25 protein-coding genes are annotated in these 26,162 nt (G+C 68.8%); 9 read left to right on the top strand and 16 right to left on the bottom strand.

Features of this window, described 5'->3' with window-relative positions:
* Positions 1-347: 347 nt before the first annotated feature.
* The 4 genes from rplI to rpsF form a co-directional block, all read right to left on the bottom strand.
* Complete coding sequence (gene rplI, locus ACFXHE_RS17945) at positions 348-803, bottom strand: 50S ribosomal protein L9 (RefSeq protein WP_354841000.1); 456 nt, start codon at positions 801-803, stop codon at positions 348-350.
* 16 nt (positions 804-819) lie between these two features.
* Entirely contained in the window at positions 820-1,089 is a 270-nt protein-coding gene (gene rpsR / locus ACFXHE_RS17940; RefSeq protein WP_040814320.1) for a 30S ribosomal protein S18, read from the bottom strand.
* A 64-nt stretch (positions 1,090-1,153) separates the two neighbouring features.
* Positions 1,154-1,705, bottom strand: coding sequence for a single-stranded DNA-binding protein (locus ACFXHE_RS17935; RefSeq protein ID WP_356996014.1), 552 nt, complete (start codon positions 1,703-1,705; stop codon positions 1,154-1,156).
* A gap of 134 nt (positions 1,706-1,839) precedes the next feature.
* On the bottom strand, positions 1,840-2,130 hold the full coding sequence (rpsF, locus tag ACFXHE_RS17930) for a 30S ribosomal protein S6 (RefSeq protein WP_083869414.1): 291 nt from the start codon (positions 2,128-2,130) through the stop codon (positions 1,840-1,842).
* Positions 2,131-2,376: 246 nt separating this feature from the next.
* Here rpsF and ACFXHE_RS17925 point away from each other — a divergent pair, with 246 nt between their 5' ends.
* Positions 2,377-3,792 carry a glycosyltransferase family 87 protein gene (locus tag ACFXHE_RS17925; protein ID WP_379384323.1) on the top strand — a complete coding sequence of 472 codons (1,416 nt, stop codon included), beginning with the start codon at positions 2,377-2,379 and terminating at the stop codon, positions 3,790-3,792.
* Here the strand turns inward: ACFXHE_RS17925 and ACFXHE_RS17920 are convergent.
* Positions 3,694-4,254, bottom strand: a complete 561-nt coding sequence (locus ACFXHE_RS17920) for a CGNR zinc finger domain-containing protein (RefSeq protein WP_379384322.1) — start codon at positions 4,252-4,254, stop codon at positions 3,694-3,696. The two genes, ACFXHE_RS17925 and ACFXHE_RS17920, sit on opposite strands and share 99 nt — an antisense overlap.
* A gap of 84 nt (positions 4,255-4,338) precedes the next feature.
* Between ACFXHE_RS17920 and ACFXHE_RS17915 the strand changes: the two genes are divergently transcribed.
* Complete coding sequence (locus ACFXHE_RS17915; protein ID WP_379384320.1) at positions 4,339-5,265, top strand: DMT family transporter; 927 nt, start codon at positions 4,339-4,341, stop codon at positions 5,263-5,265.
* Between the two features lie 58 nt (positions 5,266-5,323).
* On the opposite strand, the gene ACFXHE_RS17910 is transcribed toward ACFXHE_RS17915, so the two are convergent.
* Positions 5,324-6,448, bottom strand: coding sequence for a DUF475 domain-containing protein (locus ACFXHE_RS17910; protein WP_379384319.1), 1,125 nt, complete (start codon positions 6,446-6,448; stop codon positions 5,324-5,326).
* A 100-nt stretch (positions 6,449-6,548) separates the two neighbouring features.
* Positions 6,549-7,124 carry a TerD family protein gene (locus ACFXHE_RS17905; RefSeq protein WP_354841014.1) on the bottom strand — a complete coding sequence of 192 codons (576 nt, stop codon included), beginning with the start codon at positions 7,122-7,124 and terminating at the stop codon, positions 6,549-6,551.
* Positions 7,125-7,337: 213 nt separating this feature from the next.
* Between ACFXHE_RS17905 and ACFXHE_RS17900 the strand changes: the two genes are divergently transcribed.
* From ACFXHE_RS17900 to ACFXHE_RS17885, 4 genes are read left to right on the top strand one after another with little or no spacing between them, the layout of a single operon-like run.
* The gene (locus ACFXHE_RS17900; protein ID WP_379384317.1) at positions 7,338-8,540 is read left to right on the top strand and encodes a hypothetical protein; all 1,203 of its coding nucleotides are present in this window, start codon (positions 7,338-7,340) and stop codon (positions 8,538-8,540) included.
* Positions 8,541-8,580: 40 nt separating this feature from the next.
* Complete coding sequence (locus tag ACFXHE_RS17895) at positions 8,581-9,792, top strand: HpcH/HpaI aldolase/citrate lyase family protein (RefSeq protein WP_379384754.1); 1,212 nt, start codon at positions 8,581-8,583, stop codon at positions 9,790-9,792.
* On the top strand, positions 9,789-12,233 hold the full coding sequence (locus ACFXHE_RS17890) for a phosphoribosyltransferase (RefSeq protein ID WP_379384315.1): 2,445 nt from the start codon (positions 9,789-9,791) through the stop codon (positions 12,231-12,233). The genes ACFXHE_RS17895 and ACFXHE_RS17890 overlap by 4 nt, the downstream gene beginning before the upstream one ends.
* A gap of 18 nt (positions 12,234-12,251) precedes the next feature.
* A complete protein-coding gene (locus ACFXHE_RS17885) occupies positions 12,252-13,055 on the top strand; it encodes an HAD family hydrolase (protein ID WP_379384752.1) in 804 nt (267 codons plus the stop codon).
* On the opposite strand, the gene ACFXHE_RS17880 is transcribed toward ACFXHE_RS17885, so the two are convergent.
* From ACFXHE_RS17880 to ACFXHE_RS17860, 5 genes are all read right to left on the bottom strand, one after another.
* Positions 13,056-13,814: an isocitrate lyase/phosphoenolpyruvate mutase family protein gene (locus tag ACFXHE_RS17880; protein WP_379384750.1), complete on the bottom strand. Its 759-nt coding sequence runs from the start codon at positions 13,812-13,814 to the stop codon at positions 13,056-13,058.
* Positions 13,795-14,541 (bottom strand): dihydroxyacetone kinase phosphoryl donor subunit DhaM, encoded by a 747-nt coding sequence (dhaM, locus tag ACFXHE_RS17875; RefSeq protein WP_379384313.1) that lies wholly within the window; start codon positions 14,539-14,541, stop codon positions 13,795-13,797. Before dhaM ends, ACFXHE_RS17880 begins: the two co-directional genes overlap by 20 nt.
* Positions 14,538-15,155, bottom strand: coding sequence for a dihydroxyacetone kinase subunit DhaL (dhaL, locus tag ACFXHE_RS17870; protein WP_379384749.1), 618 nt, complete (start codon positions 15,153-15,155; stop codon positions 14,538-14,540). Before dhaL ends, dhaM begins: the two co-directional genes overlap by 4 nt.
* Positions 15,155-16,156, bottom strand: a complete 1,002-nt coding sequence (dhaK, locus tag ACFXHE_RS17865; protein ID WP_379384311.1) for a dihydroxyacetone kinase subunit DhaK — start codon at positions 16,154-16,156, stop codon at positions 15,155-15,157. The genes dhaL and dhaK overlap by 1 nt, the downstream gene beginning before the upstream one ends.
* An 81-nt stretch (positions 16,157-16,237) precedes the next feature.
* Positions 16,238-16,978 (bottom strand): hypothetical protein, encoded by a 741-nt coding sequence (locus ACFXHE_RS17860; RefSeq protein WP_379384309.1) that lies wholly within the window; start codon positions 16,976-16,978, stop codon positions 16,238-16,240.
* A 119-nt stretch (positions 16,979-17,097) separates the two neighbouring features.
* Here ACFXHE_RS17860 and ACFXHE_RS17855 point away from each other — a divergent pair, with 119 nt between their 5' ends.
* Positions 17,098-18,660, top strand: a complete 1,563-nt coding sequence (locus tag ACFXHE_RS17855) for a TerD family protein (RefSeq protein ID WP_379384307.1) — start codon at positions 17,098-17,100, stop codon at positions 18,658-18,660.
* Here ACFXHE_RS17855 and ACFXHE_RS17850 read toward each other — a convergent pair.
* From ACFXHE_RS17850 to ACFXHE_RS17840, 3 genes are all read right to left on the bottom strand, one after another.
* A complete protein-coding gene (locus ACFXHE_RS17850; RefSeq protein ID WP_379384747.1) occupies positions 18,657-20,270 on the bottom strand; it encodes a glycosyltransferase family 87 protein in 1,614 nt (537 codons plus the stop codon). The two genes, ACFXHE_RS17855 and ACFXHE_RS17850, sit on opposite strands and share 4 nt — an antisense overlap.
* Before the next feature lie 93 nt (positions 20,271-20,363).
* On the bottom strand, positions 20,364-23,018 hold the full coding sequence (locus ACFXHE_RS17845; RefSeq protein ID WP_379384305.1) for a transglycosylase domain-containing protein: 2,655 nt from the start codon (positions 23,016-23,018) through the stop codon (positions 20,364-20,366).
* A 313-nt stretch (positions 23,019-23,331) separates the two neighbouring features.
* Positions 23,332-23,745, bottom strand: coding sequence for a DUF5318 domain-containing protein (locus ACFXHE_RS17840; RefSeq protein ID WP_354841034.1), 414 nt, complete (start codon positions 23,743-23,745; stop codon positions 23,332-23,334).
* 279 nt (positions 23,746-24,024) lie between these two features.
* Between ACFXHE_RS17840 and ACFXHE_RS17835 the strand changes: the two genes are divergently transcribed.
* The gene (locus tag ACFXHE_RS17835; RefSeq protein ID WP_040862623.1) at positions 24,025-24,582 is read left to right on the top strand and encodes a PadR family transcriptional regulator; all 558 of its coding nucleotides are present in this window, start codon (positions 24,025-24,027) and stop codon (positions 24,580-24,582) included.
* Positions 24,575-25,672, top strand: coding sequence for an inositol-3-phosphate synthase (locus ACFXHE_RS17830; protein ID WP_379384303.1), 1,098 nt, complete (start codon positions 24,575-24,577; stop codon positions 25,670-25,672). The genes ACFXHE_RS17835 and ACFXHE_RS17830 overlap by 8 nt, the downstream gene beginning before the upstream one ends.
* Positions 25,673-25,732: 60 nt before the next feature.
* On the opposite strand, the gene ACFXHE_RS17825 is transcribed toward ACFXHE_RS17830, so the two are convergent.
* A complete protein-coding gene (locus ACFXHE_RS17825) occupies positions 25,733-26,158 on the bottom strand; it encodes a GyrI-like domain-containing protein (protein ID WP_354841040.1) in 426 nt (141 codons plus the stop codon).
* Between the last annotated feature and the right edge of the window lie 4 nt (positions 26,159-26,162).

Below are 26,162 nucleotides of genomic sequence, written 5' to 3'. Positions count from 1 at the left end.
CCTGTGGAAAACTTGGGGACAACAGTCGATGTGGTCAATCAATACGCTGGTAGTGGCCGAATTCGCATTGTGTGTAATTGTGGATTAATTGGGTGCGGCGTGTCGCTGAACGGTAACGTCCGGGCGTGTTGGGTGAACGAACGGTCTCACGATTGTGATCTGTCACACAATGAGAATGGTTGGTTTGCTGAGCAATCCACAACCCGGGCGAACATCGTGAATTCTGCATGCCGACACCTCGCCCCGGTACACCCGACACGCAATTAGCGAATACCTGGCAAACAGAAGAACCGAACAAAGAAAATCGGAGGCCGCCCCACAGCTGAGGCGGCCTCCGACGAACCGAATTACTCGGCGGCAGTGACCTGCAGGTCGACCTTGGCGATCACATCCGGGTGCAGGTGCACCACGACACCGTGCTTACCGGTGCTCTTGATGTGGGCCTTCGGCAGCTCGATGCTGCGCTTGTCGACGACCGGGCCACCGGCGGCCTTGATGGCCGCGGCGACATCGGCGGCGGTGACCGAACCGAAGAGCTTGCCGGTGCCGGCGGTCTTGACCGCGAGCGACACGCCGGTCAGGCCCTCGATGGCCTGCTTCAGCTCGTTGGCGTGGTCCAGGTCGCGCACGCGGCGGGCATCCTGCGCCCGGCGAATGCCCTCGACCTGCTTCTGCGCGCCACGGGTGGCGACAATCGCCAGGCCGCGCGGCAGCAGGAAGTTACGGCCGTAACCGTCCTTGACCTCCACGGTGTCGCCGGGCGCACCGAGGTTGTCGACATCAGCGGTGAGGATGAGCTTCATTGCTGTGCCTTCCTTCTCAGCGGGCGGTGGACACGTAAGGCAGCAGAGCGACCTCACGCGAGTTCTTCACGGCGACAGCGATATCGCGCTGGTGCTGGACGCAGTTGCCGGTCACCCGGCGAGCGCGGATCTTGCCACGATCGGACACGTACTTGCGCAGCAGCGCGGTGTCCTTGTAGTCGATCTTGGCGCCGGCCGTGTTGTTCTTCTTGCCAGCCTTGTCTTCCTTGCAGAAGGTGCAAGCCTTCTTCTTCAGCACCTTTTCGCGTGCCGGTGCTTTGGCCATGGTCTTTCAACTCCGTAATTTCGGGAACCCAGCCGTCGGGGCGGATTCCGGGGAAAGCCGTTGTCTAGAACGGCGGTTCGTCGTCCATCGCGCCGCCCCCGAAGGAGCCGGCCGCGGGGGCACTGCCCCATGGGTCGTCGCCGGCGCTCTGGCCGCCACGACCCCCACCACTGCCACCACCGGAGAAGCCGCCGCCTTGCTGGCCGCCGCCCTGTCCGCCACCGCCGAAGCCGCCGCCACCACCGCCACGGGTGGTCTTGTTGACCTTCGCGGTCGCGTACCGCAGGGAGGGACCCACCTCGTCGACCTCGAGCTCGACGACCGTGCGCTTCTCACCCTCGCGGGTTTCGTAGGAGCGCTGCTTGAGTCGTCCGCTCACGATCACTCGCGAGCCACGGGTCAGACTCTCGGCCACATTCTCCGCAGCTTCACGCCAGATGTTGCAGCGCAGGAAAAGCGCTTCGCCGTCTTTCCATTCATTGGTATTACGGTCGAACACGCGGGGAGTCGACGCGACGGTGAAATTCGCGACGGCCGCTCCCGCGGGCGTGAATCGAAGCTCGGGGTCAGCCGTCAGATTGCCGATGACGGTGATGACCGTGTCGCCTTGGGCCATGGTTCCTCCTGCTTTCCGGTGCAGTCCGCAATGCGCTCGCCCGTGCACGCCCGATCATGGGCTCGGTGCACGGTTTGCCAGTCAGCCTAGAGATAGGCACCGACGGTTACGAGCGACGTTGCGGGAGGACTGGACTACTTCTTGTCGAGGCGCAGCACCTTGGTGCGCAGCACCGACTCGTTCAGGCCCAGCTGGCGATCGAGTTCGCTGACGGTCTCGGACTTGGCGGTCAGGGTGACGACCGCGTAGATGCCCTCGGCCTGCTTGGCGATCTCGTAGGCGAGACGACGGCGGCCCCAGATGTCGACGTTGTCGACCTTGCCGCCCTCGGCACCGACAACACCCAACATGTTGTTCAGGTTCGGGCCGACGGTGCGCTCGTCCATTTGCGGATCGAGAATAACCATCACTTCATAATGACGCACGGACCTCATCACCTCCTGTGGACTGTGAACGGCCCACGGACTGTCCGTGGGCAGGAGGGTTCGTTGCGTCAGCAACCCGACAAGGCTACATGAGGGAACGCGGCGCCCCGCGCCGGGGTGTCGAGGCTCTCGCTCGCGTGTTCACGCCGGCGGCGGCCGGGCGATAGATAGGCATGGCCTGCGAAATCGGGCCAGTCCCGAGCTTGAACACGCGGACACGCCGAAGGGAGACCTATGGTGGTGCGCATGCCGAACCGACCCGTCGCCAGCGCAGCGGTCGCTCACCGCCGTGAGGTGGGCCGGTCGATGATCGCGGTCACGTCGACGCTGGTGTGCGGGGTCACCCTGTTGATCGCGTACGTGAACAAGGCGCGCTGTGCCGGCGGGCCGTTCGAGGAGTCGGGTCGCAGCGCCGTTTTCGATGTCATCAAGGACTCGAATGTCTGCTATTCCGATATTCAGTACCTGTGGCTGGGCCGCGGAATCAGTGAACACGTCTTTCCGTATATAACGGGCGGCATCACACCCGATGGCCAGTTGACCGGCGGCGCGGTCGAGTATCCGGTGCTGAGCGGTCTGTTCATGTGGATCGGCGGCATCGGCGCGCACACCGATGCGGACTTCCTGCTGCACTCGGCGTTGCTGCTGGCCCCGTTCGCGTTGCTCACCGCGTATCTGCTGGCCCGGATGGCCGGTCCGGCGGCGCTGCTGTGGGCGGCCGGTCCGCCCCTGGTGCTCTATGCCTTTCACAATTGGGAACTGCCGGTGGTGGCCACCGCGGTGGCCGCGTTCTACGTGATGACCGTGCTGACGCGATATTCCCTGCGGGACCGGGCGATAGCCGCGGCCGTATTCCTGGCGATCGGCTTCTGTTTCAAGCTGTATCCCGGAATCTTCGTGCTGCCCTTGCTGATCTACGTGCTGCTCGGTGAGAACCCGCTGCGGGAGCGGCGATTCGATGTGCGCGGCGCGCTCATGGTGGCCGGCACCGCTGTCGGCACGGTGGTCGCGATCAATCTGCCGTTCGCGCTGGCGGGTTATGACGGCTGGCGGGCGTCGATCACCTTCCAGCAGCTGCGGCAGGCCGACATCACCACGAATTCCATCTGGTACTGGGGTTTACGCCCGTTGTTCGCCCAGACCAGCGAGGGCGAGTCGACGTTCCAGGCCGTGGTGTCGGCGGCCTCGCCGCTGCTGGTGCTGGGGTCCTTCGGGCTGGCCTGCTGGCTGGGCTGGCGGCGGTATCAGCTGGCGGGGGTGTATCCGTGGATCGGTGTCAGCGGCGCCATGCTGTGTGGATTCCTGTTGTTCCACAAGGTGCATTCGCCGCAATACACACTGTGGCTGATCCCGTTCCTGGTGCTGCTGGAGGTGCCGTGGAGCTTGACCGTCACCTACCTGATGGCGGACGCGTGTATCGGGATCGGTGTCTTCCGCTACTTCTATGCCCTGGGTGCGGGCCGTGATGCCGGATTCGAGCAGAACATCGTGCAGATCGGCGTGTGGGGCCGGGCCGCGCTGCTGGTGGTGTTCTTCTTCCTGTTCGTGACGGCGCGGGCACGGTCAGCCGGCCGGCTCGGTGTTCCGGGCGCGGAACGCCTTGCTCTTGGCCCGGTTTCCGCAGACCGCCATATCGCACCAGCGGCGCGAACCGCCGCGTGAGGTGTCGATGTAGAGGCGGGTGCAGGCGTCTCGCCCGCATTCCTTGATGCGGTCCCGATCGGGGCTGCCGAGCAGTTCGATGGCGGAGCGCGCGACGGCCGCGAGCGCGGAATCGAGTGTCCCGCTGCGGTGCACGCTGCCGTCGGCGCGCAGGGTCAGCTCGGGCGGGGTGTCGTGAGCGTGCCGGTTGACCAGTCGCCGGTCGGCGTCGGCGGCGGGTTCGCCGTCGAGGGTGGCCAGCATCAGCCGCCAGGCGGCCTCGCGTAGCTTCACGGCCCGCGTGAGGGCGCCGGTGCAGTCCGGCGCGGTGTCGAGGATGCCTGCCGCCGTTACCCATTCGGCGAGTTCGTCGTCGGTGCTGAGCCGGTCGATGAAGGTGGTGCGTCGTTCCTGAGCCGTACCGATGAAGTTCAGCGCGAGATTGCCGCTGACGAACAGGTGCGGATCGGCGAAGGTGGACATGCCCTCATGGTAACCCCCTTGACAGGTTATTCAAGAAGGTGCCACCGTATAACCACCTGAACTGGTTAGCGGCGTGGAGGAATCATGGACAACCGGCTTTTCGAAGTGGCGGGCCCGCCGGCCCTCATCCTCATGTGGAGCAGCGCCTTCATCGCCGGCATCATCGGCGTGGGCGCGGCGCCGCCCATGCTGGTGCTGTTCGCCCGCTTCGGCATCGCCGGCCTGCTGCTCATCGCGTATGCCCTACTGGCGCGGGCGGTCTGGCCGCGCGGCAGGGTCCTCGCGCACACGCTGGTGGCGGGCCTGCTCATGCAGATGGTGCAGTTCGGCGCCTTCTACACCGCCATGCACGAGCACGTCACCGCCGCCGTCATCTCCCTGGTGCAGGGCCTGAGCCCGGTGGTGATCGCCGTATTCGCCGGTGGCCTGGGCGAATCCGTGAGCACCCGGCAGTGGCTGGGCTTCGGGGTCGGCGGTCTGGGCGTGAGCCTGGCGGTGGTCGATCAGTCCAGCTTCTCGCTGGTGGGCCTGCTGCTGTGCGTGGTCGGCCTGCTCGGCCTCAGCCTCGGCACCGTGTACCAGAAGCGCTTCACCCCCGCGATCGATCCGCGCGCCGGCACCGCCCTGCACGTGGCGGTCAGCGCGCCCTTCGCGGGCGCGATGGCCGTGGCGGGCGGCGACTTCCACATCGCGGACCCGGCCCGCTTCGCCGGTTCCATGGTCTGGATGGTGCTGGTGAATTCCATGGGTGCGTTCCTGCTGCTGAACACCATGCTGCAGCGCTGGGACACCACTCGCGTCAGCCGCTTCTTCTTCGCCATCCCGGCGGTGACCGCGGTGATGGCCTGGCTCGTCATCGATCAGCCGTTGCGCCCGTTGACAGTTGCGGGCCTGGGTGTAGGACTGGTCGGCATGGTCCTGGCCTCCCGTCGCGCCATGCCGAGCCCCACCCCGGCCGAGCCCGAGACTGCCCGCCGCCACCTCTCGATACCGCAGCCCGCGCGGGTGTGACCACTACAGGAAAGCCCGCCACACGCGCTGGTGTGGCGGGCTTTCCAGTCTCGGTGGATCAGCCGACGGGGGTGGGCTCCAGGCCTGCGGGTTCGTCGTCCTCGTCCTCGTCGGACTCGGCCTGCTCGCGCCGGTTGCGGATCACGCTGGTAATGAACGCCGCTCCGATGAAGGCCACGCCGACCAGGCCGCTGATCACCTCGTTGACGTGAACGCCGATGGTGATGAGCAGGATGACCGCCAGTGCGCCGATGGCCCAGAACGCGCCGTGCTCGAGGTACACGTACTCCGAGAGCGTGCCCTTGCGCACCAGGTAGACGGTGATGGACCGGACGAACATGGCGCCGATCAGGCCCAGGCCCAGGGCGATCAGGATCGGGTCGGAGGTGATGGCGAACGCGCCGATCACGCCGTCGAAGGAGAACGAGGCGTCGAGCACTTCCAGATACAGGAACAGGAAGAACGCCGCCTTGCCGGTCGCCTTGATGATGGCCGAGGGCCCCGCCGCGGCCTGTTCTTCGGCGTGCTCCTCGGCATGGAACAGGGAGCCGAGCCCGTCGACCAGGATGTAGGTCATCACGCCGAGGATGCCGGCCAGCAGCACGGTGGACCGGTCGTCGTCGGCCGCGATGAATTCCGCCGCGATGACGATGCCGCCCAGGGTGAGCACCACCGCCAGCATGTCGAGTTTGCCGAGCTTGGCCAGCGGGCGTTCGATCCAGCCCAGCCAGGTGACCTCGCGCTCCTCGAGGATGAAGTTGAAGAACAGCAGCAGCAGGAACGCGCCGCCGAAGGCCGCGATCTGCGGGTGCGCGTCGGTGAGCAGCTTCTCGTAGGAGGGGCTGCCGTCGGCGAAGGTGAGGGCCCCGTCGGCGGGTGGGTTCATGGCCAGGTCGAAGGCGCGAGCCGGGCTGAGCCCCGCGGTGATCCACACGATGGCCAGCGGAAACACCAGGCGCATACCGAAAACCGCGATGACGACGCCGACGGTGAGGAAGATCCGTTGCCAGAACTCGCTCATCCGCTGCAGGATGCTGGCATTGATCACCGCGTTGTCGAAGGACAGCGAGACCTCGAGGACGCCGAGGATGGCGCACAGCAGCAGGGCCGTGGGACCGCCGTACACGAGGGCCGCGAGCAGCGACAGTACGGTGACGATGATGGAGAGGCCGAATATTCGCACCGCAGCGGGCCTTTCGTTGTGCCGGGTCGTGGACGGGGCGGGCGGACACACGAAGAGGGCTCGTGCGACCGAGCCCTCTTCGTGTCGCTAGTTGTTCGATTCAGACATTGACGCCGAAGTCGCGAGCGATGCCCGCGAGGCCGGACGCATAGCCCTGGCCGATCGCACGGAACTTCCACTCACCATTGTTGCGGTAGAGCTCGCCGAACACCATGGCGGTCTCGGTGGACGCGTCCTCGGAGAGGTCGTAGCGGGCCAGTTCGGCGCCGTTGGCGCGGTCCACGACCCGGATGTAGGCATTGCGAACCTGGCCGAAGCTCTGGCCGCGCGAGTCGGCATCGTAGATCGACACCGGGAAGAAGATGGACTCGATGGCCGGCGGGGTGTTCGCCAGGTCGACATTGATGACCTCGTCGTCGCCCTCGCCCTCACCGGTCAGGTTGTCGCCGGTGTGCACGATGGTGCCCTCCGGGGACTGCAGGTTGTTGAAGAAGATGAAGTGCTTGTCCGACAGCGCCTTCTTCTCCGCGCCGGTCGCGATGGCGCTGGCGTCCAGGTCGAAGTCGGTGCCGGTGGTGGTCCGGACGTCCCAGCCGAGGCCGACGGCGACCTGGGTCAGGTTCGGAGCCTGCTTGGTCAGTGAAACGTTGCCGCCCTTGGACAAACTGACACCCATTGCGGGAATCCTTCCGTTGTAGCGCGTTTGAAGTGTTTCTTGGCTAACGGCGTGTCCTGCGTGTCGGTTCCGCCGCCTCGACAGTAATGGTTTTCCCAAGTCTTTGGTAGGGAAGGGTCAACCCTGGCGTGCGGAAGCAACTGTCATATGACAGATTTTCACAACCCTTTGCCGTTGTCGCCCCGACGAGCCGCTTCTCCTACCATCGGGGGCGTGGCAGGCCGTCGACGCGGATGGTTCCGGGCACCCCGGAACAACGAATGGGTGCAGCAGGCCCGGCAGGTACTGACGACCGCATTCCTGGATATGGACCAGCGGCAGACCATTGCCGAGGCCGCCGTCACGGCATCCGCCGCGCTGTTCCCCGAGCGCGGCATGGCCGCGCGCTGGGAACCGGTGCGCGCCCGCTGCTATGACGCCTCGGGCGCCTACCTCGCCCTCAACGACCGCCTGGAGCAGGCCGAACGCGAGGACGGCGGCCCGGTCGCCCAGCCCGAGATCGACACCGTCATCCGGAGACTCGCCGACGCCGCGCGCGGGGTCGACGAGTTCTACCGGGGCAATCAGCCCCACCTCGAGCATGCGGTCGCGGTGTACGGCTCGGTGCCGCAACTGGTCTCGCAGGTGCGGGCGCAGGCGGCACAGCTGCGGCAGGCCGCCGACGCCTCGCCCCACGCCGCCTACCCCTCGATCCGGCAATGCGCGGCCGCCGTGGATGAGGGACTGCTCACACTCGAGGCCGCGGTGGCCACCGGCGCCGGCGGCGCCACCCGCGACGCCGCCACCCGGCTCGAGACGCTGAACCGCGACCTGTCCACCGCCCTGGAAGCCGCACCCGGCAAACAGCATTCGGCCACCACCGCCCTCGCCTCCGCCGCCACCCGGCTCGACGCCGCTCGCAACCGCCTGGACCGCATCGCTCCGGCCATGTCGGCGCTGCTGCGGGAATTCGCGGCTGCGTCGTCGAACGATTTGGCCAACAATGAGCGACAAGCCCGGGAGGCCGTCGCGGCCGCCGACGCGGATCTGGCCCGCGCCCGGGCCGCCCTGGCCAACCACGACCCGGAGGACGCGCTCGACCTGACCACCACCGCCCGCGCCCACCTCGCCACCGCCGAGGAGCGCGCCGAGACCGTGACCGATCGGCTCGCCCTGCTGCGCGCGGTCCGCGACCAGCCGGCCGAGCGCGCCAAGGCCGTCCGCTTCAAGCTGCGCGACGCGCAGATGCTCGCGGTCAACAAAGGCGTGGTCCCGCAATGGGGTTCGGTGCTCGACGCCCAGGCCGAACGCCTGGATCGCGCGAGCGCGGGCCTGACCGGACGCCACCCCGACTACTGGGCGTACGTGTCCGAACTCGACGCCATCTCCGCGTTCGTCGCCGGAGTGGTCGAGCGCATGCGAAATACCGACAGATAGACCGAAAGTCAGCAGGAGGACGACCGCGACGATGACCGCGATGATCACCAGCGATCCGGATGTCGCCCCGGTCTCCCTGCGGAAACGCTTCCCACTGCGGCATTTCCGGCAGGTGCCGGGCCCGGAGCTGCGGCGGCTGTTCCACCGGCTGCCCGAACCCTTCGGCGGCTCCGTCGACCGCCACCTGCTGGCCATGGCGCTGGGCGCGACCCTGTACGTGCCCGCCACCCGGCCCGATCTGACCGCCACCATCCTGCGCCGCGCCGAACGCGGCGTGTGCTCGATGGTCATCGACCTCGAGGACGCGGTCGCCGACCACGCCGTCGAAGCCGCGAAATGGCAGGCCGCCCGGACCGTCGACGAACTGGCCGGCAGCGGCGAGGCCTACCCGCTGCTGTTCGTGCGGGTCCGCGACCCGCACAGCATCGGCGAGATCGCCGAGCGGCTCGGGCCCGGGGCGGCGGCGCTCACCGGCTTCGTGCTGCCCAAATTCGACAGCTCCTGCGCGGCCGACTACCTGCACGCACTGGGCCTGGCCGCACAGCGCCTGGGCCGCACCGTCTTCGGGATGCCGGTGCTGGAATCCCCCGTCCTGGTGCATCGCGAGAGCCGCGACCGTGAACTCCGCCGCATCGGCGCGCTGCTCGCCGAGCACCGCGAACGGATTCTCGCCGTGCGGATCGGGGCCACGGACATGTGCTCCACCTTCGGGATTCGCCGCGACCGCGACCTCACCATCTACGACGTGCGCGTGGTCGCCGACGTGATCGCCGACATCGTCAACTACCTGGGTCGCGCCGACGGCACCGGCTTCACCATCACCGGACCGGTCTGGGAGTACTTCGCCGACCACGCCCGCATGTTCCGGCCGCTGTTGCGCACCTCACCGTTCGCCGAGGTGGACGCCGTCCCCTTCCGGCAGTCGCTGGTCAGCCGCGATTTGGACGGGCTGCTGCGGGAGATCACCCTGGACCGCGCCAACGGGATCCAGGGCAAGACCGTCATCCACCCCTCGCATGTGGCCGTCGTGCACGCCCTCTCGATCGTCACGCACGAGGAATACGCCGATGCCGTCGACATCCTGAGCACCGCCGCGGGCGGTGTCGCCGCCTCCGAGTACCGGAACAAGATGAACGAAATGCGCCCGCACCGCAGCTGGGCGCACCAGATCATGCTGCGCGCCAAGGTCTTCGGCGTCGCCAATCAAGGAGTCTCCTTCGTGGACCTGCTCAAGGCCCTGGTCGAATCGTGACCGCCGATCCCGCCCTACCCTGGGCCACCCGGCACCTCGGGCTCACCCTCCGCCACACCGATTCGGCACTGCTGGAACCCGATTGGCGCATTGACACGCTCGTCGAACCCGGCCTGCGCCGCAATCCCCGCCGCGCGCACCTGCTGGTCTCGACCGTGCTGGGGAAACATCTCCCCACCGACCCGCATCGCGTGCTCGACGCGGGCAACCGGCTCGGCGACCTGGTGCGCGAGCTGCTCGCGGGAGATGCTGCGCCGCAGCCGGTCACTGCCGCGGTGGTGCTGGGCTTCGCCGAAACCGCGACCGGACTCGGCCACACCGTGGCGGCCCGCCTCGGCGCGCGGTGCTACCTGCACTCCACTCGCCGCGACGTGCCCACCGCCGAGACCCTCGCCGGTTTCGAGGAGGGCCACTCGCACGCCACCTCCCACCTGCTGCAGCCGATGCCGGCCGCGATCTTCCACAACGACCTGCCCATGGTGCTCGTCGACGACGAGATCTCCACCGGCGCAACCGCTCTGGACGCCATCCGGGCCCTGCATGCGCACACTCCCCGCAGCCACTACATCCTGGCCTCGCTGGTGGACATGCGCACCGAGGCCGACCGCCGCGCCTTCAACACCGCGGCCGCCGAACTCGGGGCCCGCATCGACACCGTCTGCCTGGCCAGCGGCAGCACCCGCCTGCCGGCGGGCCTGATCGACGCCGTCACCGCGCTGCCCGAACCGGTACTCAACCCGATCGCGGATCGCACCGGCGCCTGCCTCCGCGTCGAACTGCCTTGGCCGCAACAGGTTCCCGAGGGCGGCCGCCACGGTTTTCTCGACTCGGATGCTGCGCCCTTCGATGCGGCGCTCACCCACGCGGTGGCCGAGCTGACCGGTGCCCTCGCGACGGTGACCGATGCGACGGACCCTCGGCGCCCCGTGATCGTCATCGCCCACGAGGAACTCATGTACCTGCCGCTGCGTATCGCCGCGGCCCTGGCAGACAGTGGAATCCCCACCCGGTACCAGACCACGACGCGCTCCCCCGCCTACGTCCTGGACGAGGCGGGCTACCCGCTGCGCCGCGGATTCCGCTTCACTGCACCAGAACTCGGTGAGGAAGGCCCGCGCTTCCTCTACAACGCGCGCTGGCCGGGCACCGAGCCCGCCGCCGACCCGATCCTGCTCGTCATCATCGACCGCCCCGCGGACACCGAAAAGCTCACGACTGCCGGTGGACTCGTCGATGTCCTGACCGCATCGGGCGCGGATGTGCTGCTGGCCGTGCTCCCCGACGCGGACCCCCGCACCCTCGCCGCCGCCCGCTCGGGCCGCGCGCAGGAGCTGCCGGAACCGTTGTACGGGCCGGAGTTCGGGTCGTATGCGCGGGACGAGGTGGCGTGGCTGTTGACCGATCTGTCCGGGGTGGCGCTGGAAGCCGATGTGGCGGAGCGGGAACGGCGGATTCAGGCGGGGGTGGCGCATTACGCGGAGTCGCTGCCGGTGGAGTATCAGCCGGACGCGGCGTATCGGGAGTTGTTCGAGCGGGTGCTGGCGGAGAGCGCCGAGCGGCTGGCGCTGGCGGTGGCGGCCGTGTCGGAGTTGGTGATCAGCGAGCGGGGTCGCGACGTGGTGCTGGTGTCGCTGGCTCGGGCCGGGACGCCGGTGGGGGTACTCATGCGGCGCTGGCTGGGAAGCCGGGGGATCGAGGTTCCGCACTACGCGGTGTCGATCGTCCGGGATCGGGGGATCGACGCGACCGCGCTGGATTATCTTGCCCGGCATCATGATCCGGCGCAGGTCGTGTTCGTGGACGGGTGGACCGGCAAAGGCGCGATCACCCGGGAACTGACCGCCGCACTGGATGCCCATCACGCGGCGGGCGGGGCGCGGTTCGACCCCGACCTCGCGGTGCTCGCGGATCCGGGCAGCTGTGTGCGGACCTACGGCACCCGCGACGACTTCCTGATCGCCTCGGCCTGCCTGAATTCCACTGTGTCGGGACTGGTTTCGCGCACTGTGCTCAATGCCGGCCTGATCGGGCCGGGACAGTTCCACGGGGCCAAGTTCTATCGCGAGCTCACGGGCCAGGATGTGTCCGCCCATCTGCTCGACACCGTCAGCGCCTGCTTCGACCGGGTGCGGCCGCTGGTGGACGCGCGAGTACGCGACCTGCGAACCGCCGACCGGACCCCGACCTGGGCGGGCTGGGAGTCGGTGGAGCGGGTACGGGCGGCATACGGGATCTCCAGCGTGAATTTCGTGAAACCCGGTGTGGGAGAGACGACCCGGGTGCTGTTGCGCCGGGTGCCGTGGCGGGTGCTGGTGCGGGATCCGCACGCGGCGGAACACGCCCACATCCGCCTGCTCGCCGCTGCACGCGGCGTGCCGGTCGAGACGGTGCCGGATTTGGCGTATGCCTGTATGGGCTTGATCAAGGAAGTGAAGGGGTAGCCGGTGCGGCAGCACGGGATGATGGTGGCGACGGATCTGGATCGCACGGTGATCTACACGCGGGCGGCCTTCGGGAACACCGAACCGGACACGGTGTGTGTGGAACACCATGAGGGACAGCCGCTGTCGTACATGACGGTCGTCGCGGCGCAGCGGCTGAGCCGGCTCGCGTCGGCGGCGGCCGTGGTTCCGGTCACCACCCGCACCATCGAGCAGTACCACCGGGTCCGGCTGCCCGGCGGGCCCCTGCCCTACGCGGTCACCAGCAATGGCGGCACCATCCTGCGCAACGGGCTCCCCGACCGGCGCTGGCGTTCCGCGCTGGACGCCCGGGTGCGCGCCGAATGCGCCACCCTGATCGAGGTGCGCACCGAACTGCGTGCGCGCGTGGACGAATCCTTCGCCCTGCGCCTGCGCGAGGCCGACGACCTGTTCTGCTACCTGGTGGTGGACCCGCAGCGGGTGCCCGCCGGCTTCCTCGCCGACTGGGACGCCTGGTGCCGCCCGCGCGGCTGGACGGTCTCCCAGCAGGGCCGCAAGATCTACACCATGCCCGCGCCGGTCTGTAAGAGCCGCGCGGTGCAGGAGGTACGCCGCCGCCTGCTCGACGCCGGCGAACTGCATCCCGAGTCGCGCCTGCTGGCCGCGGGCGACGGTGCGCTCGATGCCGAGATGCTGCGCACCGCCGACGTCGCCATCCGGCCCCGCCACGGCGAACTGGAACAGCGGAACTGGAACCACCCGCGCGTGGCCGTCACCGCGGCGTCGGGCATCCGTGCCGCGGAGGAGATCCTCGACTACTTCCTGCGGGTCCGGTCCTGATCAGCGCCAGCCGGCCAGCAGGGTGTTCGCCGCCTCGGTGAGGGCGCGCTGCAGGAACGGGCCGAAACTGACTCGCGCCACGCCGAGTTCGGCGAAGTAGGCGGGCGAACCCTGATCGGGCAGGCCGATGGCATTGACCGGTAACGGCAGTTCCGAGGTCAGCGTGCGCTGCACGTCCGGCTCGTGCCGCCCCACCGGGTACAGCACGTCCGCGCCCGCCTCGGCGGCCAGCCGCAGCCGGGTGAGCGCGCTCTCCAGCCGCTCCTCCGGGGCGCCGGTGTCCGGGCGCAGGAAGACGTCGGTGCGGGCGTTGATCACCACGTGCACGCCGGTGGCGTCCGCGGCGGCGCGCAGCTCGGCGACCAGGTCGGCATGCTCCTGCGGGGTACGCAATCGCCCGCCCTCGCTGTGTACGGAGTCCTCGAGATTGAAACCGATCGCGCCCGCCTCGAGCAGGCCCTCGACGATCCGGGAGGGCTTCTCGGCGTAGCCGGATTCCAGGTCGACCGACACCGGAATGTCGACGGTGGCGGTGATCTCCCTTACCCGGCCCAGCACGTCGGCGAAGGTCATGCCCTCCTGGTCGGGCTTGCCCATGGAATCGGCGAGCGGGTGGCTGCCGATGGTGAGCGCCCCGAATCCGGCGTCCTGCACCAGCTTCGCGGACCAGGAATCCCAGACCGTCGGCAGGATCACCGGATTCCCGGGCTGGTGCAGGGACAAAAACGTCGTGGCTTTCTCAGCGAGGCTGGTCATGATCTCGATTCTCGGTCAGGGCGCGGACTTTGGCGACCGCCCGCGCCGCTTCGGGCCCGGTCGCGCTGACTTCCAGCCGCTGGCCGGGATGCACGCCGAGGGTGAGCACCCGGGTCAGGCTGTCGCCCGGGACCGGACCGGCGCCGGTGGTGGCATTGCGCAGGGCCACCACCGCCTCGACCTCGCGCAGGGCCGAGACCAGCTCGGCGGCCGGGCGGGCGTGCAGGCCGTGTTCGTTCGTCACCTCGATGATTTCGGTGATCGCCGAATCATCCACAGGCTGCACAGCTGTGGATGACTGTGGATCGCCGGCGAGGCCGGTGCCGGCGGAGTCGCCGAGCTGCGCGCGTTTGGCGGCCAGGGCGTTCCCGGCCTCCCGCGCGACCGCGTCCAGATCGCCGCCACCACCGGCCGCGGCCAGCGCCGCCACCAGGCCCTCGACCAGCGGTCCGGCGGAAAGCCGCACGGCGACGGGGGATTCGAGCAGATCCAGCGCGGTCTCGGCGGACAGCACCGCGCTGCCCAGATCCATCAGCACCAGGACGCCGTCCCCGGAATCGGCAGCGGTGATCGCCTCGGCGACAGCGACGGCGTCGGTACCGAATTCGGTATCGGACAGTCCCGCCGCGATCCGGACGGCCACGCCCTGATCGGGCAGCAGCCCGGCGGCCAGCGCCACCGCCGCCTCGGCCAGCGCCCGGCTGTGCGAGACCACCACCAGTCCGATCATCGCAGCGCCTGTCCGGCGGCCCGGACCAGCAGCGCCGCACTGGTAGCACCCGGATCCTGGTGTCCCGCACTGCGTTCGCCCAGATACGAGGCCCGCCCCTTGCGCGCGACCAGCGGCGTGGTGGCGTCCCGCCCGGCCTCCGCGGCGATCACGGCGGCATCGAGAGCCTGCTGTGCCGACCCGCCGCCGGCCACTTGCTTCTCGAGGACGTCGGCCGCTGGTCCCAGCGCATCCACCATGGTCTTGTCGCCGGGCTCGGCCTTGCCGCGCGCGATCACACCGTCCAGCCCGGCCCGGAACGCGCGCGCGAAATCGGCTATATCGGAACCACTTTCGATCGCCGCGGCGAAGCGAAGGAAGAACGTCCCGTACAGGGGACCGCTGGCACCGCCGATGGTGCGGATCAACACCATGGCGGTCTGCCTGCAGATCTCCCCGGGGCTGCCCGGAGTCGAATCATCCAGCGCCGCAACGGCGGCCGCCATGCCGCGTTGCATATTCGTGCCGTGATCGGCATCGCCGATCGCCGCGTCCAGCGCGGTCAGCTCGGTGGCGTTCTCGTTGACCAGCGCCGCGAAATCGCGCACCCACGCGGCCGCGTCCACCGCCGCCATCAGATCCCCCACCGCAGCGCCGGAGTCCGCACGGGCGCATCCCACAGCGCCGTCAGCTCCTCGTCCAGCCTGGTCAGCGTGATCGAACAGCCCGCCATTTCGAGCGAGGTGATGTACGGGCCGACCAACGAGCGCTCGACGTGGATCCCGTGCCCGCGCAGGATCTGCGACACCTCGTCGAACATCACATACAGCTCGATGAGCGGCGTCCCGCCCATCCCATTGAGGAAACACAGCACCCGATCACCCTGTGCGAAGGGCAGATCCGCGAGGATCGGCTCCAGCAGCATCTGCGCCACATCCCGTGCCGGGGCCAGCGGCACCCGCACCCGGCCGGGCTCGCCGTGGATGCCGACGCCGATCTCCATCTCGTACTCGCCCAGCTCGAAGGTCGGATGCCCGACCGCCGGGACCGTGCACGAGGTCAGCGCCATGCCCATGCTGCGCGACCGCGCGTTCACCGCCTCCGCGACGCGCGCCACCTCCGCCAGCGGCCGGCCCTGTTCGGCGGCCGCGCCCGCCATCTTCTCCAGGATCACCGTGGCACCCACCCCGCGCCGCCCGGCGGTGTACAGGCTGTCCTGCACGGCCACATCGTCGTTCACCACCACCGACCGCACCTCGGTACCGGTCTCGGCGGCCGCCAGCTCTGCGGCCATCTCGAAGTTCATGACATCGCCGGTGTAGTTCTTCACGATGTGCAGCACACCCGCCCCGGCGTCCACCGCGGCGGTGGCGGCCTGGATCTGATCGGGCACCGGCGAGGTGAAGATCTCCCCCGGACAGGCCGCGTCCAGCATGCCGAGCCCGACGAACCCGCCGTGCAGCGGCTCGTGACCGGAACCGCCGCCCGAGACCAGGCCCACCTTGCCCGGAACCGGCGCGTCTCCACGCACCACGATGCGCTGTTTCACATCCACCCGCAGTTCGGGATGCGCCGCGGCCAGTCCGCCCAGCGCGGCAGCCACCACCTCGGCCGGACCATTGATGAGCTTCTTCACCGAATTCTCCCCTCGGAAGGCCGGTTCGGGTCCCTGCGAGCCAGACTCGCACCGCCGGTGCGGCTTTGGTGGCGATTCCGGCTAATGCTGTGGCTCGGCCGGCTCCTCCAGCGTGCGGGCCAGCTCGATATCGGTTACCAGCTGCACCATCAGATCCCGCAATTCGCAGTCGGGCAGGTGCTCGGCCGCGAATTCGAACGGCTCGGAGACGTCCAGCCCGCCCTGGGTGGCGGCCAGGATCACCCAGGGAATCCCCACCTCGGCCACCCCGAGCCGCTCCCGGATCAGGTCGGTGGTGTCGTCCACCAGGTCGGCCCGGGCGGCCACCGCGGCCGTCATCTGCTCGTCCAATTCGGCGCGGCGGCGCTCCAGCAGCCCGGCATCGGCGCCCGCCTCCTGCATGGGAGTGGTGCGCACCGACCCGTCCTCGTAGACCTGGAAGCCCTCGTTCACGCAGATGGTGCCCAGTTTCACCTCGGCGTCGGCCAGTTCGGGCAGGGTGCGCAGGCAATCCAGCACCGCGTCCAGGGCCGCCACCAGGCGGTCGCGAATATCGCGGCGGCGCACCAGCTCCCGATCGGCGTCCTCCCGCTCGGACAGCACCTGCTCGACCGCGCGGCCGATCTGAAAGGCCATGGCGGTGGACTCGGGGGCCCAGCCGCCGCTGGGGACGTACTCGCCACGTTTGGGGGTGATGGTGTCCAGGAAGGCGTTCACGGCATCGAGCAGGTCGCGCAGCTGGTGTCGGGACACGGCGGGGTGCCGGAAGGCTCGCAGATACTGTTCGTGCGCTTCCGCGGGATCGACCGCACCGTCGCTCACCCAGCCGATACTGCCACGCCGTCCGGGCATCCCCGGACACCACCGCAACCACGCCGCGGGTCCGTGTCGCCATGTTCTCGTAGAGTGGCAACGACAGCACCGACAACGAAGGGTCGATCTTGTCCGCAGTTTTGGTGAAGGGCCAGAACGGCCCTCTGAGCGTCCATGATCTGGTGATCAGCGTGCAGGTGGCCGCACCGGCCGACCTGTCCGCACTGCTGGTCACCACCGCCGGCACGGTGCGCTCCGATGCCGATTTCGTGTTCTTCAACCAACCCTCCGGGCCCGGTGTGACCCTGCGGCCGGGCCCACCCGGTCGGCCCGCCGTCCTCGCCGTGTCGCTGGACGCGATTCCCGCTGATATCGAACAGCTTCGGGCCGTCATCACCCTCGACGACGCCACCGCCAGCTTCGGGCAGCTGTCCGTGCCGGTCGCGCAGGTCAGCGATGCGGCCGGAAACGCGTTGTACGAGTACCGGATCGAGGGCCTCAGCAGCGAATCCATCGTCATCGCACTGGAGTTGTACCGGCGCCAGGGCGGATGGAAGGCCCGCGCCGTCGGACAGGGCTACGCGGGCGGATTCGCCGCGCTGGTCACCGACCACGGCGTCCAGGTGAACGAGGCCCCGCAATCCCCCGCACCGTCCCCGGCCCCGCCGCCCCCGCCCGCCCCGGAGCAGGTCGCGCCCGCGGCGCAGCAATTCACGTCCCCGCCACAGCAATTCGCGCCCGCGCCCGAGCAATTCGCGCCCGCGCCGAGCGGATACCCGGCCCCCGCGCCCACCGGCAACTACCCGCCGACCGGCGGCTACCCGCCGCCCGCGCCGGGACAGGGTTATCCACCGCCCACCGACCAGTACCCGCCGGCCGGGGGCTATCCGCCGCCCGCGCAATACGCACCGACCGGCGGCTACCCGCCGCCCGCACAGACCGAGCAGTACCAGCCCACGGGCGGCTACCCGCCGCCGACGGGCGCGGGGTATCCGCCTCCGGGACAGTCGTATCCGCCGCCACCCGCCTACCAGCAGCCCGTCGGCGACTATCCCCCGCCGGCCGGCGGTTACTCGCGGCCGGCGCAGGAGGACCGCGATCTGCCGGTCGGCCACGCCGTCAGCCTGGTCAAGGGCCAGCGCATCAACCTGCGCAAAGAAGGCGGCAGCGCACTGGGTTACGTGAAGATGGGCCTGGGCTGGGATCCGGTCAAGCGCGGCGGCATCTTCGGCAGCAAGTCCGTCGACGTGGACCTGGACGCCTCGGTGGTGCTCTTCGCCGACCACAGCCCCGTCGATGTCGTCTATTACGGCAGCCTCAACTCCAAGGACGGGGCCATCCGCCACCAGGGCGACAACCTGACCGGCGAGGGCGACGGCGACGACGAGGAGATCATGGTCGATCTCTCCCGCATCCCGGCCCAGGTCACCACGCTGCTGTTCATCGTGACCTCCTACAAGGGCCACACGTTCGAGCAGATCGCCAACGCCTACTGCCGCCTGGTCGACGCCGCCACCAATGCCGAACTCGCGCGCTACACCCTCGCGGGCGGCATGTCCTTCACCGCCATGGCGATGGCGAAGGTGTACCGCCCGGCCCCGGGCGCGGACTGGAAGCTCCAGGCCCTCGGTGAGGGATTCCAGGCCAAGCACCCCGGCGAGGCGGTGCCGCAGCTGGCCCGCTTCCTCTAGGGCACCGGCATCGGTTGCCTGGGCCGCAGCAACGGCGGCAACCAGGCATGCGAAGGATCCGGGGCGCGGTCGACGATGCCGCCCCCCGGATCGTCGGCGCCGTCGCGGCGCACCGGATCCTCATCGGGCCGGTAGATCTGCCGGATCACCAGGACGCACAACGCGATCACCGCCAGATCGCGCAGCACCACCGTGCCGGTGAACCACTGCTCGGGCAGGCCCTTGTGGTCCTGGCCCAGGTAATAGAACATGCGCGGCACCCAGACCAGGGCGTCGATCGTCATCCACGCCAACAGGATTCGCCGCTCCGGCAGCGCCAGCACCGCCAGCGGCACCAGCCACAGCGAATATTGCGGGCTCCACACCTTGTTGGTCAGCAGGAACGCCGCCACCACCAGGAATGCCAACTGCGCCAGGCGCGGCCGGCGCGCCGCGGTCAGACCGATCCAGCCGATGCCCGCGCAGGCCGCCAGGAACAGCAGCAGCGACACCGCGTTCAGCACCGTGGGCGCCTGCTGCGCGCTCAGTATCCCGTCGAAGCCGGTCCAGCCGGTGAACGAGGTGATCACGTTGTAGACCGAATCCGGGTCGGCATGCCGTTCGGTATTGAGCCGGAAGAACTCCCACCAGCCGTTCGGGTACAGCGCCGCGATGGGCGCGTTCACCGCCAGCCAGGTGATGGCCGCCGCCGCGATGGCCCCGCCCGCCGCGCGCAGCGGGCGGATGCCGCCCCACGCAGCCTCGTCCTCACCGAGTCGCTCGGCGCGGGCGCACAGGATCAGGATCGGCCCCAGCAGCAGCAGCGGATACAGTTTCGCCGCCCCGCCCAGGCCCAGCAGTATGCCCGCCAGCACCGGCCGCCGCCGCGCCCAGGCCAGCAGCCCGCCCGCCGCGAAAGCCGTTGCCAGCGTGTCGAAATTGGTGAACGCATGCACCAGCACCAGCGGTGACAGCGCCATCAGCGCGGCGTCCCAGACCCGCCGCCCGGCCGTCAATGCCGTCGCCCAGATGGTCGCCAGCCAGGCCAGCGACAGCCCGATGGCCACCACATCGAAGTAGATGACCACCTCGAGCGCCTTGTGTCCCGGCAGCGGGGACAGCTTCCACGCCTTGGCGATTCCCATGGACACGTACTGGTACAGGCCCGACAGCACCGGATACTCCATGTACCGGACCTGCGGGCGGCCGTCGGGGAACTCCACCCACTGCTTCTTGTACGGGAAGGCGCCCTCGTTGAGATGCTCGGCCCCGTACAGCGGCACGGTGTCGGAGTAGCACATGGCGATGTACTGGCGGCCGTTGTTCCAATCCAGGCCCATGACACCGTTGGCGTCGGGCCGCTGCTGGATGCAGCCCGCCTTGCCGAACCAGCTGAACGCCAGGAACAGCACCGCGAACGCCATCAGCACCCGCATGGGAGTCCAGAAACGCACCCGGCCGATCACCGCGTGGTCGCCGACCGGCCCGCCGATCAGATCGCAGAGCTGCGCGGTCAGCGTATCGGTGCGACTGGGCTTGTCCCGGTCGTCGGCCGACCGCAGATCGGCCGCCAGCGGTTCCGGCGACTCGTAGACCACCGGCGTATCGCGCTGTGCGCCAGCATCTTCCACTCCAGCTGCCTCCCCCGGCTTCAGCGCGTCACCGGCCGGCGCGCCCGAGGCGCCCGGCCGGTGCACCAGTTCCTGCTCGATCACGGCAGCAGGTTACCGAGTCTGCTGCCGTCCGTTGCCGTTGCCGGTCCCATTGCCGTTTCCATAGCCGCCGTTCGGTGCGGTCGTCGGTGTCGAACCGTCGGCGGGCGCCACCGGCTGACCCGGCATCGGACCGGTCCCATTGCCGTTCCCGTTGCCATTGCCATTGCCCTGATCCTGGGTCTCCGGCTGGGACTGCCGCTGGTTCTGCGGATTCGGCGCCAGCCCCGGAACCGGAATCGACCACGGCAGACCCGGAATCGGCATCTGGCTGGTGGTGATCACCGGCGGCGCCACCTGCTGCTCGGTGGTCGAGGGCGCGGTGTACGGCGCCGACCACGACGGCACACCGGCCTGACCGCCGATCACGGCCGGCTTGGGGAAGTTCTCGTTGGGCGTGCCCTTGAGGGCGCCGTCCATGGTGGCCTTCCAGATGTCGGCCGGCAGACCCGAGCCGTAGATCATGCCGCCGCTGGCATTGCGCAGCGCGTCACCCTGATCGGTACCCACCCAGACCGCGGTCGACAGCGACGGGGTGAAGCCCACCATCCAGGCGTCGCGGTTCTCGTTGCTGCCGTCCTTCTGGTTGGTACCGGTCTTGGTGGCCGAGAGGCGGCCGCCGGAGAGCTGGTGGTTGCGCGACCACGCCGCGATGGGCTTCATCGCGTCGGTCACGTTGTCCGCCACCGCTGCCGAGACCCGCTGCTCACCCGCGGTCTCACCGCGATCCAGCAGCACGGTGCCGTCGGAGGCGACGACCTTCTGCACGAAGTGCGGCGCGTGATACATGCCCGAGGCGGCCAGGGTGGCGTACGCGGAGGCCATGTCCAGCGTGCGCACCCGGTACTGGCCCAGCACGATGCCGTTGTTGGGCGGGCTGCCGTCCGGCTCGACCAGCGTCTTGCCCACGCCCGGAATGGTGTCCGGGATACCGAGCTTGTGCGCCATATCGGCGATCTTCTGCGGGCCGTTGCCCGTCATGTCCAGCTCCATACGGTAGAAGCTGGTGTTCAGCGAGCGCTTGAGCGCCTCGGCGATGGTGCACATACCGCACTGCTCGCCCTCGACGTTGGTGATCGTGATGCCGTGCACGGTGACCGGCGAGGAGTCGTACAGCGTCGAGAGCGGCTTGCCCATCTCCAGGTTCTCGGCCAGACCGAACACCTTGAACGAGGAGCCCGGCGGCAGACCCTGATTCGCGTAGTCCAGGCCCTGGCCGTCGGAGCCGCCGTAGTAGGCGCGCACCGCACCGGTCTTCGGATCCACCGACGACAGCGCGGCGCGCAGCTTGTCGGGTTCGCCGTCCATCACCTTGGTGACCGCGTCCACGGCAGCCTGCTGCGCCTTGGCATCGATGGTCGTGGTGATCTGCAGGCCCTCGGTGTTCAGATCGTGCTCGGTGATGCCGGCGGCCTCGAGCTCCTTGAGCACCTGGGTCTTGATCAGGCCCTCCGGCCCCGAGTCCAGCGTCTTGTCCTTCTGCGCCTGCGCCGCCGGAATCACCGTGGGGTACTGCATGTTCGCGCGGTCCGTCGCGGGCAGGTTGCCGCCGTCGACCATGCCGTCCAGCACGTACTTCCAGCGCGCCTGCGCCCCTTGCGGATTCTTCTCCGGATCCAGGTTCGACGGCTGCTGGATGGTCGCGGCCAGCACCGCGCCCTCGGCCACCGACAGGTCCTGGACCTTCTTGTCGAAGTACGCCTTGGACGCGGCGTCGATACCGTAGGCGCCACGGCCGAAGTAGATGGTGTTCAGGTACGCGGCCAGGATCTGATCCTTGGACCACTGCTTGGCCATCTTGGCCGAGATCACGAGCTCGCGCAGCTTACGGGTCAGCGAGTGCTCGTTACCGACCATCGCGTTCTTCACGTACTGCTGGGTGATCGTCGAACCACCACCGGCGTCGGTGTTGCCGGTCAGCTGACCGACGAACGCGCGGCCGAAGCCCTGAATGGAGAAGCCCGGGTTGGTGTAGAAGGACCGGTCCTCCGCGGCGATCACCGCATTGCGCACGTGCGGCGGGATCTGGTCGATCGTGACGTCGGTGCGATTGCCTTCCGGCGGAATGACCTTCGCCAGCACCGACGTGCCGTCGCTCATGAACATGGTGGCCACCTGATTGTTCTTCAGGTCGCCGGGCTGCGGCACGTTCACCGTCGAATACGCGTACAGGAACACCGAACTCGCCAGCCCGAGCACCAGCGCCATGCCGATGTAGACCAGGCGCCGGGCCAGCCGCCAATACGAGGTCTTGCGGGAGCCCTTGCCGCCCTGGCCGCCGCCTCCGCCGGAGCCGCCACCGGGCCGCCGCGGCGGCGGACCCGAGGGGGTGCCGCCCTGCGCGCGCCGGGCCGCGGGCTGCGCGCCCGACGGCGGACGGGTGCGGTCCTCGGCCGGGCGCGGCCGGGTCCCGGTGCCCGCGCCGGAACGCACCGCACGATCGTCGATCCGCTGGGTGCGGTCGGAGGTGGCCGCCCGCGAGAGGTGATTCGGAACCGCCTGGCGCGCTCCGGTATTCACCCGCTCGTTCGGGCCGGAATTGGGAAGGTTGCGTGTCGCATCCGGATTGCCGGGACGCTGGGGCGGCGGCCCCGGACGCCGCGGCGGCTGACCGCCCTGCGGCGCGGGTCCGCGCTGCGGCTGCCCGTTGGGTCCGCGCGGCGGCATACCACCGGGACCGCCCGCGGGTCCGCGCTGCGGGACACCATTCCCCGGCGCGGGACGTCCCGCGGGCTGACGTGCCCCAGGCGGCGGTCCTGCCGGTCTCGCTCCACCTCCCTGCGCTTGCGGCGGGTAGCCGCCGGGGCCGGGTTGCGAACCGCCACGGGGGCGGCCGCCGTGCGGTCCGTCGTCATAGGGCGATGTCACAGCCTGGCTCTCCAATAACTAGGTCGATACGGTCCGGGTGGCTCGATGCGGTCACGCGCGTGCACCGCGGCGGGCAGGCTCCTGCCCGCTGTTCAGCAGTCGACGCGGCCTCTCACTCGGCGGCCGTGCGCCGGGCGCTGGTGCGCCGGCGGCGTGTCGGCGCCGGGGCCAGCCCCAGCACATACGACTGCACCAGATGGTTCCAACTACAGGTCCGGCACACCTCGACCACATGCACCGAGAACTCTTCCCGAGTCTCGGCCAACCGGACCAGTTCCTCCGGCGTGCGGGCGGAGCCCGCCACGGGACCGAGCCCGTCGCCGTAGACCCACGATACGAGAGTCAGCTGCTCCTTCCTGCAGATAGGGCATGTGACCTCGCTCCCCCGCCCATGGAACTTCGCCGCACGCAATAGGTACGGATTCGCATCGCACACTTCGGCGACGTCCACCCGGCCCGCGTAGACGTCGGCCAGCAGGGACCGGCGCCGGAGCGCATAGTCCACTACCTGCCGTTGTATTCGCACGGGACCCAGAGTACTTGCGGGCCCCCGGAGCCCGCACGCGCTGTTCCGCCTCCCTGGAACTTTTGCGGGCGGCCGGGAGCCGTCGGCACTGGTCACCCGTGCCGGCGGTTGGGTGCCAACCCGATCTCGGGGGGTACCCGGTGAGTTATTCCGATCGGGTGGAGATCGGTCGTCACGTTGGGATACGCCGCATGGCGCGTGCAAAATATATCGGCGCGATATAGTTTGGAACTGCATCCATCGGTTAGGTCTGAACAGAACAGTCAGGAGGTGAAGCCCGTGCTCGAGTTGGCAATCCTCGGGCTGCTCCTCGAATCACCGATGCACGGCTACGAGTTGCGCAAGCGGCTCACCGGTCTGCTGGGCCCGTTCCGGGCCTTCTCCTACGGGTCGCTGTATCCGACCCTGCGGCGCATGCAGTCCGACGGCCTCATCGCGGAGGAGAGTCCGCAGGGCTTGGCAACGCGCCGTGCGCGGCGGGTCTACAACCTGACCGACACCGGGCGGGAGCGGTTCGCCGAACTGCTCGCCGACACCGGACCACAGAACTACACCGACGACGGCTTCGGCGTTCATCTGGCCTTCTTCGGCCGCACCCCCGCGGAAGCGCGGATGCGAATCCTGGAGGGGCGGCGGAGGCAGGTCGAGGAGCGCCGAGAAGGACTGCGGGAAGCGATAAAACGCGCCAGCGGGCAACTGGACCGCTATACCCGCCAGCTCCATCAACTCGGTCTCGAATCAAGCGAGCGCGAAGTGCGCTGGCTCAACGAGTTGATTGCTGCGGAGCAATCGACGAAGGCGGCACCACAGAAAGAGGGAAATATCGGCCATGAGTGAGATCAACACCGAAGTTCGGGTGGCCATCGTCGGCGTGGGTAACTGCGCATCTTCCCTGGTTCAGGGCGTGCAGTACTACAAGGACGCGGACGAGAATTCGACCGTTCCCGGGCTCATGCATGTGAAGTTCGGTCCCTACCACGTCCGCGACGTGAAGTTCGTCGCCGCGTTCGATGTCGACGCCAAGAAGGTCGGCTTCGACCTGTCCGACGCGATCTTCGCCAGCGAGAACAACACCATCAAGATCTCCGACGTGCCGCCGTCGGGCATCACCGTGCAGCGCGGTCCGACGCTGGACGGCATCGGCAAGTACTACGCGCAGACCATCGAGCTGTCCGAGGCCGAGCCGGTCGACGTCGTCAAGACGCTGAAGGATGCCAAGGTCGACGTCCTCGTCTCCTATCTCCCGGTCGGTTCCGAAGAGGCCGACAAGTTCTACGCCCAGTGCGCCATCGACGCGGGTGTGGCCTTCGTCAACGCGCTGCCGGTGTTCATCGCCTCCGACCCGGTGTGGGCCCAGAAGTTCGTCGACGCCGGCGTGCCGATCGTCGGTGACGACATCAAGTCCCAGGTCGGCGCGACCATCACCCACCGCGTGATGGCCAAGCTGTTCGAGGACCGCGGCGTCGTGCTGGACCGCACCTACCAGCTCAATGTCGGCGGCAACATGGACTTCAAGAACATGCTCGAGCGCGAGCGGCTGGAGTCGAAGAAGGTCTCCAAGACCCAGGCCGTGACCTCCAACCTCGAGGGCCCGCTCTCGGGCAAGGTGTACGACCGCAACGTGCACATCGGCCCGTCGGACTACGTCGAGTGGCTCGACGACCGCAAGTGGGCCTACGTCCGGCTCGAGGGTCGCGCCTTCGGTGACGTGCCGCTGAACCTGGAGTACAAGCTCGAGGTGTGGGACTCGCCGAACTCGGCCGGCATCATCATCGACGCCGTGCGCGCGGCCAAGATCGCCCGTGACCGCGGCATCGGCGGCCCGGTCCTCCCGGCCTCGGCCTATCTGATGAAGTCCCCGCCGAAGCAGCTCGCCGACGACGTCGCCCGGGCCCAGCTCGAGGCGTTCATCATCGGGGCCGAGTAGGAACCCTGCAACGCAAAGGGCGGCATCGCGAATCGCGATGCCGCCCTTCGTCGTTCGATGTCAGTCGAGGGAGACGTAGACCTCGACCGAGGTGGGGCCGGTGTAGCGCTCGATCTCCGCGGTGTGGGAGCGGGTGATGGTGCCCGCGTTCTCGGCCTTGGCGACCTTCGCCCACGCGGTGCGCAGCAGGTCGTAAGGCTTGTCGGAGACAACGAATTTCGCGTAGCGGCCCGACGGGATGCGGGTCATCACATCGCCGGTGTCGAGGTCGGCCATGCTCGAAAGCTCGTATCCCAGAACGGCAACCGCGTGGTCGTTCTGGCCGATGTAGGCCGCGACGCGTTCGACGCTCTTCTCGCGGGCCAGGTAGCGGTCCCAGGTGAAGTTGACCAGGTCCAGGTCGCGGGCGGTGACCTCGCGGCCCGCCAGGGGAATGGTCAGCCCGCCGACCAGGAACTCATCCAGGGTGACGATTTCGAAGTCCACAGCT

It is taken from the genome of Nocardia sp. NPDC059229 (assembly GCF_042754165.1).
GTDB lineage: Bacteria > Actinomycetota > Actinomycetes > Mycobacteriales > Mycobacteriaceae > Nocardia.
This window is presented reverse-complemented; position numbering and strand designations above follow the sequence as displayed.